Below are 15,851 nucleotides of genomic sequence, written 5' to 3'. Positions count from 1 at the left end.
ATTTGCCTGTGACTTCCCACGCGACGCATCTCTGGCGGCTCCTGAAATGGGGGCGGACGCTGGCGCGCTATGGCGCATTGCGCGGCATCGAGCGCGATCCGCTGACGCCGATCGCGGTGCGGCGGTTGGCGCGGCTCGCCCGGCTGGGCGCGCGCGTGCCCAGGCAACCCCGCTATGCCGATGCGTTTCAGGCGATCGGCCCCGCGGCGATAAAGCTTGGTCAGACATTGGCCACACGCCCCGACCTCGTCGGTGAGGCGGCCGCCAGCGACTTGCTGCGGTTGCAGGACGCTCTCCCCCCCGTTCCCTTCGCGCAGATCCGGCTCCAGATCGAGCAGAGCTTCGGACGGCCGCTGGATGCGCTTTACAGCCAGTTCGATGAAGTGCCGGTCGGTGCGGCCTCCATCGCGCAGGTGCATCGCGCCACCACCATCGAAGGCCGCGATGTCGCCGTGAAGGTGCTGCGCCCCGGCGTCATCGATCAGTTCAGCCGCGACATCCAGACCTACGAATGGGCGGCTGCGCATCTGGAGCAACTGGGCGGCGAAGTCGCGCGCCTGCGCCCCCGCCTGATCATCGCCAACTTCAAGCGCTGGACCGCACGCGAACTCGACTTGCGCCGCGAAGCCGCTTCCTCCTCCGAACTCGCCGAAGCGATGCAGGCGGAGCCGGGCTACACCATTCCCCAGATCGACTGGGACCGAACATCGGGCCGCGTGCTGACGATGGAATGGATCGACGGCATCAAGATTGCCGACCGGGCCGCCATCGTCGCTGCCGGGCATGACACGAAGGCAATTGCCGCCCGGCTGGTCAACGCCTTCCTGCGGCAGGCAATTGCCGAGGGCTTTTTCCACGCCGACATGCACCAGGGCAATCTGTTCGTGAAGGCCAATGGCGATATCGTCGCCATCGACTTCGGCATCATGGGGCGCATCGACCGGCGGGCGCGGACGTGGCTTGCGGAGATCCTCTACGGGCTGATCACCGGCAATTACCGCCGGGTCGCGGAAATCCATTTCGAGGCGCAATATGTGCCCGCGCATCATGACGTCGCCGAGTTCGCAACCGCGTTGCGCGCCGTGGGCGAACCTATGCGCGGCAAGCCAGCGCGCGAGCTTTCGGTCGGCGGCATGCTGGATGGGCTGTTCGCCATCACCCGCGATTTCGACATGCAGACGCAGCCGCATCTGCTGCTTCTGCAAAAGACGATGGTGATGGTGGAAGGCGTGGCCACCGCACTCGATCCCGACATCAACATGTGGGAAACGAGCGGCCCCTATGTGAAGGAATGGCTGCGCTCGGAGCTTGGCCCGGAAGCCAAGGCAGCCGATGCACTCATCGAGAACTGGCGGACCTTGCAGCGCCTGCCCGATCTCGTTCGCCGTATCGAGGAGCGCTATCCCGCCCGCGGCGCAGCCCCGCCGCCGCCGCCCTTGCCGACCGTGAGGCTGATCGGCGTCGGCGCTGGCTGGAAATATGCGACCGTGGCGCTGCTGGCGACCGTGGCTGGAGCAGCGGGCGCCGTGCTGCTAATGACGGTCGCATGAGCGGCAAGCGCATCCTCCTGATCGTCAGTGGCGGCATCGCGGCGTACAAGGCGCTGGAGCTGGTGCGGCTGCTCCGGAGGGAGACCATCGCGGTGCGGGCCGTGATGACGGAGAGCGCGAAGGAATTCGTCACACCGCTCTCGCTCGGAGTGCTTACCGAAGATCATGTCTACGGTAACATGTTCGACCTCAAGGAAGAGAGCGAGATCGGCCATATCCAGTTAAGCCGCGAAGCGGACCTGATCGTAGTCTGCCCCGCCACGACCAACATCATGGCCAAGATGGCGGCGGGGATCGCCGACGACCTTGCCACCACGATCCTGCTCGCGACCGACAAGCCGGTGCTGGCGGTGCCCGCGATGAACGTGCGCATGTGGCATCATGTCGCGACTCAGCGGAACCTCACGCAACTTCGGGCGGACGGCATCCATGTCATGGAACCCGACAGCGGCGGCATGGCCTGTGGCGAATGGGGCAAGGGCCGTTTACCGGAGCCTGAAGTGGTGGCGGCCGAGATCCGGCACTTGCTCGCCGTTCGCCCTGAGCCTGTCGAAGGGCTCTCTTTCCCCCCAGGCGGATCGCTGGCAGGCAGGCACGTCCTCGTCACTGCGGGACCGACGCATGAACCGATCGATCCTGTGCGCTACATAGCCAATCGCTCCTCGGGCAAGCAGGGCTTCGCCATCGCCCGCGCCGCCGCCGATGCGGGTGCGCGGGTGACGCTGGTGAGCGGGCCTGTCGCACTGCCCACCCCGCGAGGCGTCACTCGAATCGATGTGGAAACCGCGCGCGAGATGTCCGCCGCGGTGGAAGCGGCGCTGCCCGCCGACATTGCCTTCATGGTGGCGGCCGTTGCCGACTGGCGGACCGATGCCGAAGCTGTCCAGAAGATCAAGAAGTCGGGTGCAACGCCCGCGCCGCTCGCTTTGGTCGAAAATCCCGACATTTTGGCGGCGCTCGGCAAGCATCCGGAGCGCCCTCGCCTGCTTGTCGGCTTCGCCGCCGAGACGGAGAGGATCGCCGAACATGCGCAGGCGAAGCTGGCGCGTAAAGGCGCGGACTGGATCGTCGCCAACGATGTATCGGGCGACGTGATGGGGGGCGAAGCCAATGCCGTGCAGGTCGTAACCGCCCAGGGCATCGAGACATGGGATCGCCTGCCCAAGGATGCCGTCGCTCACCGTCTGATCGAGAAAGCCGTCAATGTCCTTGCCGCCGATTGAAATCGCCCTCAAGCGCCTGCCCCATGGCGCGGGCCTGCCTCATCCGAGCTATGCTACAACAGGCGCGGCAGGCATGGATGTAGTGGCCGCAGAGGAACTCGACCTTGCCCCCGGCGCGCGCCATGCGGTCGCCACCGGCTTCGCCATGGCCATCCCGCACGGTTATGAGGTGCAGGTCCGCCCACGTTCCGGCCTCGCACTGAAACATGGCGTCACCGTGCCCAATACGCCTGGCACGATCGACAGCGACTATCGGGGCGAACTGAAGATCATCATGATCAACCATGGCGACACGCCTTTCCCGATCCGCAGGGGCGACCGCATCGCGCAACTCGTCGCCGCGCCTGTGCAGCAGGCCCGTTTCGCCGAAGTCGAAGAACTTGGCGATACGGTGCGCGGCTCGGGAGGTTTCGGCTCCACAGGCGGCCTCAGCCAGTGAGCCACGCGCTATGCTGACCGACGCGCAACTCAACCGCTATGCCCGGCACATCGTCCTGAAGGAAATCGGCGGCGCGGGTCAGGCCCGGCTGCTCTCCGCCCATGTGGCGCTGGTCGGGGCGGGCGGCATCGGCAGTCCGGCGATCCAGTACCTAGCTGCGGCGGGTGTCGGCACGCTGCGAGTCATCGATGACGATGCCGTGGCGCTCTCCAATCTGCAGCGGCAGGTGCTGTACGGGACCGCCGACATCGGCGCGCCCAAGGCGGAGGCTGCTCTCGCGGCAGTCAGCCGCCTGACGCCAGACGTCCATGTCATCCCTATACTTCAGCGGCTTACACCGGACAACGCCGCCCTGATGTTGCGCAATGTCGACGTCATCATCGACGGCAGCGACAGCTTCGACACTCGCCTCGCGGTATCCGACGCCGCACAGGGGCTGCGCATTCCCCTCGTCTCCGCGGCGGTCGGCCAGTTCGAGGGGCAGCTGGGCGTCTATCGCGGTTGGGAAGCCGATAAGCCCTGCTATCGCTGCCTCGTCGGTGGAGACCCGGCCCGCGCCGATACCAATTGCGCCGATCAGGGCGTCATCGGCGCGCTAACCGGAACTATGGGTAGCCTCGCCGCGCTGGAGGCGATCCGCGCAGTGGTGCCCTTCGGCGAAGATAGCGCGGGCAAGCTGCTCATAGCCGATCTCCTGTCGCTCCGCTTCCGCACCCTGACGGTGCCGAAGGACCCCGCCTGCCCCAGTTGTGCGCTGGCGTCTTGCCCCGCCTGAAGATCGTTCTGCTGACGCCGGACGCGGAACGGTTTCGCGGTGCCCTCGCACTGGCGTCCGCGTATGTAGCGCTGGGTGGAGAGGCTGGGATATTCTTCCAGATGGACGCCGCAGCCTTGCTGGTCAATGCGTCAGCTCCACGCGATGAGGCCCACAAAGCCGCCGGAATGCCATTACTGGCCGCACTGATGGGCGAGGCACTCGATCTCGGCGTGACCTTCATTGCTTGCCAGAGCGGCCTCACGCTTTCCGCCATCGAAGCGGCTACGCTGGACCCGCGCATCGACATCGGCGGAACCGTCAGCTTTCTCCAGAGCGTCACTGCCGACGACAGGCTGCTGTTCGTCTAGACACCCGATGCAAAGCCTCTATAGCGAACCGCAAATATCCAGCAGAGCGGGGACTTCCGGGCCATGACCGTCACCATCACTCAAGCCGACCTGATCGAAAGCGTCGCCGACGCCCTCCAGTTCATCAGCTACTATCACCCCATGGATTATATCCGCGCGCTCGGCGAAGCCTATGAGGCGGAGCAGTCCCCCGCGGCCAAGGACGCCATTGCCCAGATCCTGACGAACAGCCGCATGTGCGCCGAAGGGCATCGCCCCATCTGTCAGGATACCGGCATCGTCAATGTGTTCGTGAAGTGGGGCATGGACTGCCGTCTGGACGACACGGCCAAGTCGATGCAGGAAATCATCGATGAAGGCGTCCGCCGCGCCTATCTCCACCCTGAGAACAAGCTGCGCGCCTCGGTTCTTGCCGACCCCGCATTCACCCGCCGCAACACCAAGGACAACACCCCTTGCGTGCTGCATGTGGAGATGGTGCCCGGCTCCAAAGTCACGATCGATGTGGCGGCCAAGGGCGGCGGCAGCGAGAACAAGTCCAAGTTCAAGATGATGAACCCCAGCGACAATATTGCCGACTGGGTGCTGGAGATGATCCCGCAAATGGGTGCAGGCTGGTGCCCACCGGGCATGCTCGGCATCGGCATCGGCGGCACGGCCGAACATTGCGTGCTGCTCGCCAAGAAGGCGCTGATGGACCCGATCGACATGGGTCCGTTGAAGGCGCGCGGGCCGCAGAACGATATCGAGGCGCTGCGTATCGAGATCTTCGACAAGGTGAATGCGCTTGGCATCGGCGCGCAGGGGCTTGGCGGCCTATCGACTATCCTTGACGTCAAGATAATGGACGCGCCTTGCCACGCCGCGGGCAAGCCGGTTGCCATGATCCCCAACTGCGCCGCGACACGCCATGCCCACTTTACGCTGGATGGCAGCGGGCCGGCCTATCTGGAACAGCCCAAGCTCAGCGAATGGCCCGATGTGAACTGGACGCCGGACAAGGCCGCGATCCGCGTCGATCTGGACACACTGACGCCGGAAGTCGTGCAAAGCTGGAAGCATGGCGACCGCTTGCTGCTGAACGGCAAGATGCTGACTGGCCGCGACGCTGCGCATAAGCGGATCAAGGACATGCTCGACGCGGGTGAGCCCCTGCCTGTCGAGTTCAAGGGCCGCGTGATCTATTATGTCGGCCCTGTAGACCCGGTTGGCGAGGAAGTCGTGGGCCCGGCCGGTCCCACCACCGCCACGCGCATGGACAAGTTCACGCGCATGATGCTGGAAGAGGGCCTGCTCGCCATGGTCGGCAAAGCGGAGCGCGGCCCCATGGCTATCGAGGCGATCCGCGATCACAAGAGCGCCTATCTGATGGCGGTAGGTGGTGCGGCCTATCTGGTGGCGAAGGCGATCAAGGGATCGAAGGTCGTGGGCTTCCAGGATCTCGGCATGGAGGCGATCTACGAATTCGAGGTGCAGGACATGCCGGTCACAGTTGCCGTGGATAGCCAAGGGCAGTCCGTCCACCACCTCGCTCCGTTGGTATGGCGCGAGAAGATCGCGAGGGAGAAGCTGCTGGAAAAGGCATGAAGCGCCGAATTTTCCCTGTCTGTTAATCTTCGCGCAGCGGGAGGGCTAATCCTTCCTTAACAACAATGACGTACGCACGTCACGATGCAACACCCTGTACCTGCGACAGACATTAGTCAGACGATCAAACGGGCGGCCAAGCTATCGGGTGATCTTGGCATTCGCACCCTCGATCTTCAGGCGGATATTTCCGAACTTGCCGATCGAGTGACGGATCAGGCTCGCACGATCGAAGCGATCAGTTCCGAAGCCGTGCAACTGGCGCAGGATAGCGCCAATGTGTCCAGCGCCGCGAACGATGCTCAGCAACAGGCGCGGGCAGCCCGCGGCGTGATCGAAGATTCGAACAAGCAGCTTGGCGAAGCGACGGCAAACGTGGTCGACATGATCGAACAGGTAAGCCGCATCCACGACAGCCTGGGCGGCTTCAACGAAGCACTGGCCACTGTCGCGCATGTAACCAGCGTCATCAGCGGCATTGCGAGCCAGACCAATTTGCTGGCTCTCAACGCGGCAATCGAAGCCGCGCGCGCGGGTGACGCAGGGCGAGGTTTTGCCGTCGTCGCCAGCGAAGTGAAGAAACTCGCCCAGGAAACTGCTGCCGCAACCAACACCATCGAAGTTTCGATTCGCGCCTTGACTGGTGAAGCCGGCGGCATGCTGAGCCGCATTGGCCATGGCGTGGAAAAGGCCAAATCGGCGCACAAAGGCACACGCGACATCGAAGCATTGGTAGACCGGCTCGGTGCGCTTATGGGGGGCCTTTCTGAAAACAGCGTGTCCGTAGCCAATCGCATCGGGTCAATGGTCGGCTCGGTCAGCCAAATTCATCTCGGCCTGGACGCGCTTGGCGCCACGTCGATTGACAATGCGGACGGGCTGCAACGACTGTCCGGCCGCTTGAGCCGTGTCAGCGACGACACCAATACTCTGCTGCAATATCTGGCGGAGAGCGGCGTCGACATTCCAGACTCGCCCTACATCCGCTTCGGACTGGCTGCAGCAGAGGGAATAGCTGCCGCTGTCGAAAGCGATATTGCCCACGGGCGCATCAGCGAAAAAGATGTATTCAGCGAACGCTATCTTCCGCTTGGAAGCGCAGAACCGCTACTTTTCAAACACCCTGTTCAGCAATGGATCACCGCGGCCGCTCGTCCATTCCAAGAGCGCGCGCGCAGGCTCCCCGGCTTCTTCGGCATGACCTGCACGGATCGCAATTCCTGGGGCGGCGTGGCCATGCCCGAGCGATCCCTGCCGCAGCGGCCAAATGATCCGGTGTGGAATGCAGAACATGCTCGCGCAGGCCAGATATTCGAACATCTCGACACGCGCGAACAGGTGCAAATAACTGCCCCCTTCTGCATCAAGGCCTATCGGCGACCGATCGTCGGCGGAGGCATAATGCTGTTGAAGCAGATCATCGCGTCGATTCATATCTCCGGCCGCCATTGGGGCATTTTGCAAATCGCCTATGAGGACCAGAGATAAGCTTCATCTGAGATCCAAGCGGAACTGTGTACTCGGGGCGGGCTTAGCGCCGCTTAGGCCTGAGAAACCCTCCGATGTTTTCTGTTGATTCGCGGCTGCTCTCATGAAACGTAGGAAGAAGATCACTCAGCCGGGGCGACGCTGTGGCATCTTTGTTTCCGACGCATGCAATCGATCAAAAACAAGCCGCGAATTACGCGAAGCGGATGAGCAGCCATGTTGCGGCGGCGCTAACCGTTTTTGCCGTTCTCCAGATTGCCGTCGTCGCCAGCCTCCATGGATCGCTGCTCATGCATCTGGGCATCTTCCTCTCGCTCGGGTGTTTTTCCGTGGCCGCCCGCACACTGGAAAGTCGATGGGCGCATTTGCCGCAAACTCCGCAGCGTATCGCGAGCGTTCGAGCGCAGTATCGTGCGGACCTCTGGCCGCTGTGGAGCGCCTCGCTCACTGCGCCGTTTCTCTGGATCGCGATCGCGCTCGTCAGCTAGAATCTTTTCGGCTGAACCTTTTGGCGATGCCGACGGTTTCTCTTGCGACACAGCAGGAGTACCCATGATGGCGCAGGCCGATATCTTCGACGCATTGAAACAGGACCACGACCAGCATCGCCTGCTGCTCGACAAGCTGGAAGATGCCAAAGGGCAGAATGACCGGCGGGCAAAGCTGTTCGACCAGTTCAAGATCGAAGTGACGGCGCATGCTGCGGCAGAGGAAGAAACGCTTTACGCCACGATGCTGTCCCGCCCGGATTTGCGTGAAGATGCGCAGCACAGTGTATCCGAACACAAGGAAATAGAGGATTATCTCGAAGAGATAAGCGAACTGGAGGTCGGCTCCGGCCAGTGGGAAGAAATCTTCGCGACGATGAAGAAGCGCTACCTCCATCATATCGAGGAGGAGGAAGAGGAGATGTTCCCTGACGCCGCCGAGGAATTGTCCTCCAGCGAGGAAGCAGCACTGGCGGAGCGCTTCGCCGAGCGGAAGCCCGCCGAACTGGAACGTGCCCAGGCTGCCGAGGACTGAAGGCACGCGCCATGTACAGCGTCAGCCTATCCGCCGAGGATCAATTCGAAGGCTGGCGCGACGCGACCCGTGCATTGGCGATGGCGAGCCTTCGGCATCGGACATGGTGTAGAGCATCGGCAAAGAGCGGGGCGATCTGTTCGGCAGATCGTCCCTCCCGGCGCAGACGCGTGAGTCCGCGATGATTCCCGCCAGTCCTAAGACGCCCGATCCCGCTCCCGCTGGTGGCCGCAATGCGCAGGGCGCATGGGACGCGCTACGTCAAGAAGCAATGGGCTGTACTCGCTGCCATTTACATCTGGTGGGAACGCAGACTGTCTTTGGCGAAGGTCCGGTGGACGCACGGCTGATGATCATCGGCGAACAACCGGGCGATCAGGAGGACCTTGCCGGACGTCCGTTCGTCGGCCCGGCCGGCAAGGTGCTGGACGCGGCGCTGGAGCAGGCGGGCATCGATCGCGCCCGCGTCTATCTCACCAATGCTGTCAAGCACTTCAAGCATGAGCTGCGCGGCAAGCGACGCCTGCACCAGACGCCGCAAACGCCCGAAATTCAGGCCTGCCGCTGGTGGCTGGCTCAGGAGACCGATATCGTCCAGCCGCAGATCACGCTGGCGATGGGCGCGACCGCCGCACGAGCGATGCTTGGCAAGACGGTGGCGATCGGCAAAACGCGCGGCGCGCCGATCCCGCTGGAAAGCGGCGGCGAAGGCTGGGTCACTGTGCACCCTAGCTATTTGCTGCGCATCCCGGACGCGGTGAAGGCGGCGGAGGAACGCGCCCGGTTCGTGGAGGACCTTCGCAACGTCCAATCCAGGCTGGAAGCGGCTTAAACCAGCCCCAGCCGAGCCAGTTCGCTCAACATGGCGGGCGGTAGGATGTCCGCGCCCTCAGCACCTTCGCCAAGATCGAGGGGTACGTCCTTGTCCTCCAGATAGCGCCAGCCCTGATGGGCGCGCTTGGGCCGCCCTTCCACCGCGATCAGGCGCGGCTCCAGCCTTATCCAGTGGCGGCCTTCCGGCGTCGGCTGAAAACCGATGATCGGGCTGCGGCCTACAAGGACGTGGCTGTGAATCCAGTAAAGCGAGCCGCCTGTCATTTCAGCAACGCGCTTTGGCAGATAGCGCGTCGTCAGCCGTGCTTCCCCACTATCCTGATGCGATTCCAGCCATGCTCGCAAAGTTTCGGGGCTCTCGCTCATGAAAGCGATCTTCGTCATATGGAGCGGCATGGATACGAGATGGGCCACGGATAGCGAGACTGCAAGAGCCGCTTTAGAGCCCCCAGGCGGCCGCCAGCCCCAGGAAGGAGAAGAACCCCATAATGTCCGTCAGAGTGGTGACGAACACGGCCGATGAAACGGCCGGGTCGATGTCCAGTCGGTCCAGCGTCAAAGGCACCAATATGCCGGCGAGTCCCGCCACCATATTGTTGATCAGCATGGCCGAGGCGATGACGATGCCAAGATCCGGATTGCTGTAGATCAGGCTGGTCGCCACACCGATCAGCGTGCCAAGCACCGCGCCATTCGCCAGCGCAATACGGAATTCGCGGATGATGTTCCGCCGGGTGTTCGAACTCGTGAGCTGATTGGTGGCGAGCGCACGTACAGCCACCGCCATCGTTTGCGTTCCCGCATTGCCGCCCATACCGGAGACGATCGGCATCAGCACCGCCAGCACCACATATTTGGCGATCGTATCCTGAAAGAAACCGACGACCGAGGCAGCGAGAATGGCCGTGCCCAGATTGACGATCAGCCATGACAGACGGGTGCGCACGGTCATCAATATCGGCTGATTGATGTCGCCATCGCCTGCACCGGAGAGCCGCAGGATGTCCTCGCCCGCTTCCTCCTGTACGATGTGGAGGATGTCGTCGACGGTGATCATACCGACCAGCCGCCCGCTTTCATCCACGACCGCCGCAGAGATCAGCGCATATTTCTGGAAGCGCAACGCTACTTCCTCCTGATCCATATCCACAGGGATAAGCGTCTGCTCGCGCTTCATCAGGTCGGTCATGGGAATATCGCGCGGACAGGTGAGGATCCAGCTTAGCTGGCAGGTGCCGATGGGCTTATGCCCCGGATCGACGACGAACACTTCCCAGAAATCGCTGGTCAGGTCGCCATGGTCGCGCAGATAATCGATGACCTGACCGACCGTCATATGCTCGGGCACCGCGACCAGATCGCGCTGCATCAGGCGTCCGGCGGATTCTTCCGGGTAGGAGAGCGCGCTTTCGATGGCGGCGCGATCCTCGGGGTTCATCGCCTCCAGGACCGCCTGCTGGTCGGCCTCCTCCATGTCCTCGATAATCGCGACGGCATCGTCGGTATCGAGTTCACGCGCGAATTCCGCGACCTGCTCGGGCCGCAGCACGTCGATCAGGTCGTCGCGGACATAATCATTGAGTTCGGAAAGAACCTCTGCGCCGACCAGATCGCCCAGCGCTGCGGCCACATCGGCACGGCGTTCCGATGGCGTCAGTTCCAGAAGGTCGGCGATGTCCGCCGGGTGCAGGGGAGAGACGAGTTCCCGCGCCGCCTCGCCATCGCCATCTTCCACGGCATCGAGTACCGCCCGGACGAAGCCTGGTTTCAGGCGGTCATCCTCGTCATGCTGCGATTCAGTGGCTTCGACGATCTCCGCATCGAAGGATTCGATTGCGCCATTGTCGCTCATCGCCGCCTCCGTCGCTGTCGTTGCCATCGCTCATGCGCAGTCTTTCGCTGATGCACAATATAATTGCAAGGATGGTGGTGCCTGCAGAAGCCGCACTTCCATCGGCCTGCCAAGTCCCTATATGGACCGGAATTCAAACGGCATGAAAAGGATGCATGATGGCCGACGAAACCCTTACCCTTTCCCTCGACACCGGCGATGTCGTCATCAAGCTGCGTCCCGATCTGGCACCCGGCCATGTCGAGCGCATCACGACGCTGGCCAAGGAAGGCTTCTATGACGGCGTGGTGTTCCATCGCGTTATCCCCGGCTTCATGGCACAGGGCGGCGACCCGACCGGCACCGGCATGGGCGGATCGAAGCTGCCCGACATCAAGGCGGAATTCAGCAAGCAGCCCCATGTACGCGGCGTCTGCTCGATGGCGCGTTCGTCCAATCCGAACAGTGCGAACAGCCAGTTCTTCATCTGCTTCGATGACGCCACATTCCTTGACGGCCAGTACACCGTCTGGGGCGAAGTGACCGAAGGCATGGACAATGTCGACGCGCTGCCCAAGGGCGAGCCGCCGCGCACGCCCGGCAAGATCGTCAAGGCCACCGTGGCCTGATCTTCCCGATCTTTACTGCGGCTTTGGAGGGGTCTGGCTCAATGAGGGCCAGGCCCCTATCTTGTACACATGCCAGCGGCGCTGCTCCGCTGTCGATCCGGGCACATCATTGGTCCGGCGCAGGACAACGGACCGCAGCGCATAATAAGGCTTCCCGGTCGCCTTCACGCGCGCATAGACCTGAACCGGCACGGTGACGTAGACCGACCCTGCCGCGCCTTCGGAGTCCAACGGCGCACCTATATTGGCATGAATTTCGCTGAAGCCCGCAAAATGCTGCGCGAATGCCTTGGCGGGTTCGTCGCCATGATCGGTGCCGTCGCGCCACAAGTCCTGCGCCTCATCGAAGCGCTTGGCCTCCAGCAATCCATAATAGCCCTGCACGACCTGCGCAGCGCCCTGCGGCGTGCCGGGATCTATCGGGCCTTCGATAAGGGGTGCCCTGTCGTCCGGCAATCCGCCCGGCGTGCCCGGCGCCGGCGGATTGAGAGGCTCCATCACCGACAGGGCCTGCGCCTCCACGGTCTCTTCGATATCTGTAGTGTTCGCCCCATTGGCGACATTTTCGAGCGTACTACGTTCACCGGGCGCGCAGGCCGACAATCCCGCCAGCAGCAACAAGGCGGCATATCCATTCCGGGCCACCGGCATTATTGCGGCCGCTGCTGGCGACCATTGCTACGGGGCGATCCGCGCCAGCCACCCGCTCGCGCGCCGCCTTCAGGACGAGCCGCACGTGCTGCAGCGCCAGCGTCACCGCCACGCCATCTTTCGCGTAAGGCAGGACGATCCGCAGGCACGGCGCGCGGAGCCTGCGCGCGGTCTGCGGGATTAGCGCCCATGTCAGGCCGCCCATCGCGGCGCCACTGCCGCCTGCCCTCGAAATTACGGCCCGGCTGCCCCTCTACTGCGCGATCCGGCCGGCGGTAGGTGCCGCGTCCCGGCCGAGCATCGGGCCTGCCCGCCTGCTGACGCCCGCGATATTGCTGCCGACGCGCTTCCCAATAGGAGCGCTGGTTGTCGTTCCAGCGATGGCGGCGTCCACCCCGGTCGATCACATAATAGCCTGTGCCGGGATAGTAGAAGTCATTATACCAGCCGCCATAATAGCTCGGATCGTAATAGCCGCCTGGACCGTAATTCCCCGCATAATGTCCGGTGCCGACGGACATCCCGCCGTAACCATAGCCATCGTCATAAGCACAACCGCCGACGCTGAGCGCGGCAAGCAGTCCGACGAACGTCAAACGTAATGAACGGGAAGCCATGGGCTTTCTCCTTATTCAGATCATATGATAGAATAACGTCCCGCGGTTGAATTGGTTGTGAACGAACAGCGAGCGCTTTAGCCGCTGTTCCGCAGAGCCGTGGCGATGGCGTTGATCGACAGCTCTATGCCTTCCTTGATCCGCGCGTCGTCCTCGCCTGCCCGGTGCCGCTTCAGCAGCTCGATCTGAAGCAGATTGAGTGGCTCGATATAGGGAAGCCGCAGCCGGATCGACGTTTCCAGCGCCGGGTTCTTCTCCAGCAGCCGCGACTGGCCGGTCAGCGCAAGCAATTCGTCGTGGGTCTTGCTCCATCCCTCGGCTATGCGTCCGAAAATGCTGTCTGCCGCGGCCTGATCCTGCACGAGCGGCAAGTAGCGGCGGGCAATTCCTAGGTCGGACTTGGCCAGCACCATCTCCAGGTTCGCCATGGCCGAACGGAAGAACGGCCACGCCTGCACCATGTCAGCCAGCAGCGCCTTGTCCTCGAAGTCGGACAGTGCATGCCCCACGCCGTACCAGCCCGGCAGCATCACGCGCGCCTGCGCCCAGCTGAACACCCAGGGGATAGCCCGCAAATCCTCGATGCGCGTGCTCTTGGTGCGGCTGGCAGGGCGCGATCCGATCTTGAGACCCGAAATTTCCTGGATCGGCGTCAGTTCACGGAAGAACTCCTTGAACCCCTCCGTGCCATATACCAGCGCACGATAGGCCGTGAATGCGCCGCTCGACAACTGGTCCATCGCGGTCGCAAAGCGCGCCGCATCCTTCTCCGAAAGCGCTTCCGGCTCAAGGCTGGCAAGCAGCGTCGCACTCGTCATCGCCTCCAGATTGACGGCGGCGACATCGCGCGTGCCGAACTTGGCCGCGATGATCTCGCCTTGCTCCGTGACACGGATGCGGCCCTGGACCGTGCCCGGCGGCTGCGCTCTAATCGCCGCGAAGGAGGAACCGCCGCCCCGCCCTACAGCGCCGCCGCGTCCGTGAAACAGCTGCATCGCCGTGCCCACCTGCGCGAACACCGGCTCCAGCGCCTTCGACGCCTGATGCAGCCCCCAGGTGGACGTCAGATAGCCGCCATCCTTGTTGCTGTCGGAATAGCCGATCATCACTTCCTGATGGCCGCGCCGCGTCACGATGCCGCCAATCTCCGGCAGGCCGAAATAGGCCGTCATGATGGATGGCGCAGCTTCAAGATCGGCAATGGTTTCGAACAGGGGCACGGACATGATCGTGGCCTGGGGCGGCGCGCCATCGACGCCAGCCTGCCATAAGCCTGCTTCCTTGAGGATGATGTTGACCTCCAGCATGTCCGACACGCTCTCGGCCTTGCTGATGATATAATGGGTGATGCACTGCGGGCCGTAGGTCTTCAACGCGTCCGCCGCCGCATGGACGATGGCGAGTTCCGACGCCGTCTCCTCGCTGTAGCCGGCAAAGCGCGAACCGAGCGGCCGATTGCTCGCTAGTTCCCGCCGCAGCAGCGCGATCCGCGCAAACTCGTCGAGCGCCGCATAGTCGGCTTCGACGCCCGCCTGCTTCAGCAATTCGGCGACGACGCGCTCATGCACATCGCTGTTCTGCCGCATGTCCAGCGTGGCGAGGTGGAAACCGAAGGTCTCGACTGCCCGAATGAGCCGCCCCAGCGCGCCGCCGGTGGCAAGCACGCCGCTCGACTCGCTGGCCAGCCCCTGCGCGATCAACGCGAGGTCGCGGCGCAAGGCCGTCGGCTCCTCATACGCTTCCGCCACCAAACTCGAAGGCCGGGCGGGCTGCTTGCCGGTAAGCGCCACATAAGACGCACAGAGTCGCGAGTAGATGCCGGTCAGCGCCCGGCGATAGGGCTCATCCTTGCGGCTGGGCGATGTATCCCCGCTTTTCTCGGCAAGATCGAGGACAGCTTGCGGCACCTGCGCAAGCTCGGTGGAGATAGACAGCTCCGCGCCCAAAGCATGAACCGCATCGAGATAGAAAGTAAGCGCCGCTTCACACGCCCGAGAGAGTGCGAACTTGAGTTGCTCCGCCTGCACATAGGGATTGCCGTCCCGGTCGCCGCCGATCCAGTTTCCGACGCGCAGGAAGCTCTGCGGGCGGGCGCCCAGCACCCGCTCCCACCGCGCATAGAGCGCGGGCAGCACCGGCAGGAACACGTCACGAAAGTAGGCGAGCACATTCTCGATCTCGTCCTGCACATATAGCCGCTCGCGCCGCAGCGGCCGTGTCTGCCATAGCAGGGCGATCTGCCGCGCAATGGCTTCCTCGATCTGCTCGCCATTGTCGGTTTCGGTCTTACCGCTGTCCATCAGCTGCATCAGGTCGGCGATACGATTCTTATGGTCGATCATGCTCTTGCGGCGCACTTCGGTAGGATGCGCGGTCATGACGGGCACGATCAGCGCCGTATCCAGCAGAGCAAGAACCGCATCCTTCGATATGCCATGCGCCTCCAGCGCGGCAACGGCGGACGCCAGATCCGCGCCAGGCTCCACCGAGATTCCCTGCCGATCCTCTGCCAGGTTGGCGAGCATCGAAAACAGCATGAACCCGCGCACGAAGGCCAGCGTATCATCGAGACTGAGCGCATCGAGTCCCGTGTCCACCAGATCGGCCCCGGCCACGCCCCGCGCCCTATCGACAGAGGCGGAGCGGATATATTCCGTCTGACGATAAAGCTTCTCGCCTCCATAAGCCTTGATGACATCGCCCAGAAGGCGGCCCAAAAAGCGGATGTCGGGATTCTGCGTGATAGGGAGAATACTGGCCATCGCACGATGCTGCAACGCAACAGAGACACGGTCAAGCAGCATTCACCTCAGCGGCTTATCTCATGCCCCCTTGCCTGTGCGCCGCGCTCTGG

Annotated in this window: 15 protein-coding genes and 1 pseudogene; 11 read left to right on the top strand and 5 right to left on the bottom strand. The window is 63.2% G+C overall.

Translation table 11 applies throughout. The features are described from left to right. Window positions 1-8 precede the first annotated feature (8 nt). From ubiB to QHC67_RS09575, 10 genes and pseudogenes are all read left to right on the top strand, one after another. The gene (gene ubiB / locus QHC67_RS09620; RefSeq protein WP_319293716.1) at window positions 9-1,550 is read left to right on the top strand and encodes a 2-polyprenylphenol 6-hydroxylase; all 1,542 of its coding nucleotides are present in this window, start codon (window positions 9-11) and stop codon (window positions 1,548-1,550) included. Beyond that, on the top strand, window positions 1,547-2,773 hold the full coding sequence (gene coaBC, locus QHC67_RS09615; protein WP_319293714.1) for a bifunctional phosphopantothenoylcysteine decarboxylase/phosphopantothenate--cysteine ligase CoaBC: 1,227 nt from the start codon (window positions 1,547-1,549) through the stop codon (window positions 2,771-2,773). The genes ubiB and coaBC overlap by 4 nt, the downstream gene beginning before the upstream one ends. After that, on the top strand, window positions 2,754-3,212 hold the full coding sequence (gene dut, locus QHC67_RS09610) for a dUTP diphosphatase (protein ID WP_319293712.1): 459 nt from the start codon (window positions 2,754-2,756) through the stop codon (window positions 3,210-3,212). Before coaBC ends, dut begins: the two co-directional genes overlap by 20 nt. Window positions 3,213-3,222: 10 nt before the next feature. Further along, window positions 3,223-3,987: a HesA/MoeB/ThiF family protein gene (locus QHC67_RS09605; protein ID WP_319293710.1), complete on the top strand. Its 765-nt coding sequence runs from the start codon at window positions 3,223-3,225 to the stop codon at window positions 3,985-3,987. Next, window positions 3,975-4,337: a DsrE family protein gene (locus QHC67_RS09600; protein ID WP_319293708.1), complete on the top strand. Its 363-nt coding sequence runs from the start codon at window positions 3,975-3,977 to the stop codon at window positions 4,335-4,337. The genes QHC67_RS09605 and QHC67_RS09600 overlap by 13 nt, the downstream gene beginning before the upstream one ends. 63 nt (window positions 4,338-4,400) lie before the next feature. After that, on the top strand, window positions 4,401-5,924 hold the full coding sequence (locus tag QHC67_RS09595; RefSeq protein WP_319293706.1) for a fumarate hydratase: 1,524 nt from the start codon (window positions 4,401-4,403) through the stop codon (window positions 5,922-5,924). Window positions 5,925-6,008: 84 nt separating this feature from the next. Then, on the top strand, window positions 6,009-7,412 hold the full coding sequence (locus tag QHC67_RS09590) for a methyl-accepting chemotaxis protein (RefSeq protein WP_319293704.1): 1,404 nt from the start codon (window positions 6,009-6,011) through the stop codon (window positions 7,410-7,412). 206 nt (window positions 7,413-7,618) lie between these two features. Further along, window positions 7,619-7,900: a hypothetical protein gene (locus QHC67_RS09585; RefSeq protein WP_319293702.1), complete on the top strand. Its 282-nt coding sequence runs from the start codon at window positions 7,619-7,621 to the stop codon at window positions 7,898-7,900. Window positions 7,901-7,967: 67 nt separating this feature from the next. Continuing rightward, window positions 7,968-8,435: a hemerythrin domain-containing protein gene (locus tag QHC67_RS09580; RefSeq protein ID WP_319293805.1), complete on the top strand. Its 468-nt coding sequence runs from the start codon at window positions 7,968-7,970 to the stop codon at window positions 8,433-8,435. Window positions 8,436-8,595: 160 nt separating this feature from the next. After that, window positions 8,596-9,267: pseudogene (locus QHC67_RS09575) on the top strand (UdgX family uracil-DNA binding protein); the annotation flags it as partial. On the opposite strand, the gene QHC67_RS09570 reads toward QHC67_RS09575, so the two are convergent. Both QHC67_RS09570 and mgtE read right to left on the bottom strand, forming a co-directional pair. Beyond that, complete coding sequence (locus tag QHC67_RS09570) at window positions 9,264-9,665, bottom strand: DUF1489 domain-containing protein (protein WP_319293802.1); 402 nt, start codon at window positions 9,663-9,665, stop codon at window positions 9,264-9,266. The pseudogene QHC67_RS09575 and the gene QHC67_RS09570 overlap by 4 nt on opposite strands. 43 nt (window positions 9,666-9,708) lie before the next feature. Then, window positions 9,709-11,121 (bottom strand): magnesium transporter, encoded by a 1,413-nt coding sequence (gene mgtE, locus QHC67_RS09565; RefSeq protein WP_319293700.1) that lies wholly within the window; start codon window positions 11,119-11,121, stop codon window positions 9,709-9,711. A 158-nt stretch (window positions 11,122-11,279) separates the two neighbouring features. Here mgtE and QHC67_RS09560 point away from each other — a divergent pair, with 158 nt between their 5' ends. Beyond that, window positions 11,280-11,729 carry a peptidylprolyl isomerase gene (locus tag QHC67_RS09560; protein ID WP_319293800.1) on the top strand — a complete coding sequence of 150 codons (450 nt, stop codon included), beginning with the start codon at window positions 11,280-11,282 and terminating at the stop codon, window positions 11,727-11,729. 12 nt (window positions 11,730-11,741) lie between these two features. On the opposite strand, the gene QHC67_RS09555 is transcribed toward QHC67_RS09560, so the two are convergent. The 3 genes from QHC67_RS09555 to ppc all read right to left on the bottom strand — a co-directional run bounded on the left by QHC67_RS09555 (window position 11,742) and on the right by ppc (window position 15,759). Then, window positions 11,742-12,380 (bottom strand): hypothetical protein, encoded by a 639-nt coding sequence (locus tag QHC67_RS09555; RefSeq protein ID WP_319293698.1) that lies wholly within the window; start codon window positions 12,378-12,380, stop codon window positions 11,742-11,744. Next, window positions 12,380-12,997 carry a peptidase gene (locus QHC67_RS09550; protein ID WP_319293696.1) on the bottom strand — a complete coding sequence of 206 codons (618 nt, stop codon included), beginning with the start codon at window positions 12,995-12,997 and terminating at the stop codon, window positions 12,380-12,382. Before QHC67_RS09550 ends, QHC67_RS09555 begins: the two co-directional genes overlap by 1 nt. Window positions 12,998-13,074: 77 nt before the next feature. Further along, a complete protein-coding gene (gene ppc, locus QHC67_RS09545) occupies window positions 13,075-15,759 on the bottom strand; it encodes a phosphoenolpyruvate carboxylase (protein WP_319293694.1) in 2,685 nt (894 codons plus the stop codon). Window positions 15,760-15,851 lie beyond the last annotated feature (92 nt).

It is taken from the genome of Sphingobium sp. (genome assembly GCF_033795625.1).
Classification (GTDB): domain Bacteria; phylum Pseudomonadota; class Alphaproteobacteria; order Sphingomonadales; family Sphingomonadaceae; genus Sphingobium.
Note: the sequence above shows the minus strand (reverse complement) of the source record. Positions and strands in the feature narration are given on the sequence as shown.

Coding starts and splice junctions, on each gene's coding strand:
- QHC67_RS09590 (WP_319293704.1), top strand. CDS start 6,009: ATGCAACACCCTGTACCTGCGACAGACATTAGTCAGACGATCAAACGG.
- mgtE (WP_319293700.1), bottom strand. CDS start 11,121: ATGAGCGACAATGGCGCAATCGAATCCTTCGATGCGGAGATCGTCGAA.
- QHC67_RS09570 (WP_319293802.1), bottom strand. CDS start 9,665: ATGCCGCTCCATATGACGAAGATCGCTTTCATGAGCGAGAGCCCCGAA.
- coaBC (WP_319293714.1), top strand. CDS start 1,547: ATGAGCGGCAAGCGCATCCTCCTGATCGTCAGTGGCGGCATCGCGGCG.
- QHC67_RS09585 (WP_319293702.1), top strand. CDS start 7,619: ATGAGCAGCCATGTTGCGGCGGCGCTAACCGTTTTTGCCGTTCTCCAG.
- dut (WP_319293712.1), top strand. CDS start 2,754: ATGTCCTTGCCGCCGATTGAAATCGCCCTCAAGCGCCTGCCCCATGGC.
- QHC67_RS09550 (WP_319293696.1), bottom strand. CDS start 12,997: ATGGCTTCCCGTTCATTACGTTTGACGTTCGTCGGACTGCTTGCCGCG.
- QHC67_RS09580 (WP_319293805.1), top strand. CDS start 7,968: ATGGCGCAGGCCGATATCTTCGACGCATTGAAACAGGACCACGACCAG.
- QHC67_RS09555 (WP_319293698.1), bottom strand. CDS start 12,380: ATGCCGGTGGCCCGGAATGGATATGCCGCCTTGTTGCTGCTGGCGGGA.
- QHC67_RS09605 (WP_319293710.1), top strand. CDS start 3,223: ATGCTGACCGACGCGCAACTCAACCGCTATGCCCGGCACATCGTCCTG.
- ppc (WP_319293694.1), bottom strand. CDS start 15,759: ATGGCCAGTATTCTCCCTATCACGCAGAATCCCGACATCCGCTTTTTG.
- QHC67_RS09560 (WP_319293800.1), top strand. CDS start 11,280: ATGGCCGACGAAACCCTTACCCTTTCCCTCGACACCGGCGATGTCGTC.
- QHC67_RS09595 (WP_319293706.1), top strand. CDS start 4,401: ATGACCGTCACCATCACTCAAGCCGACCTGATCGAAAGCGTCGCCGAC.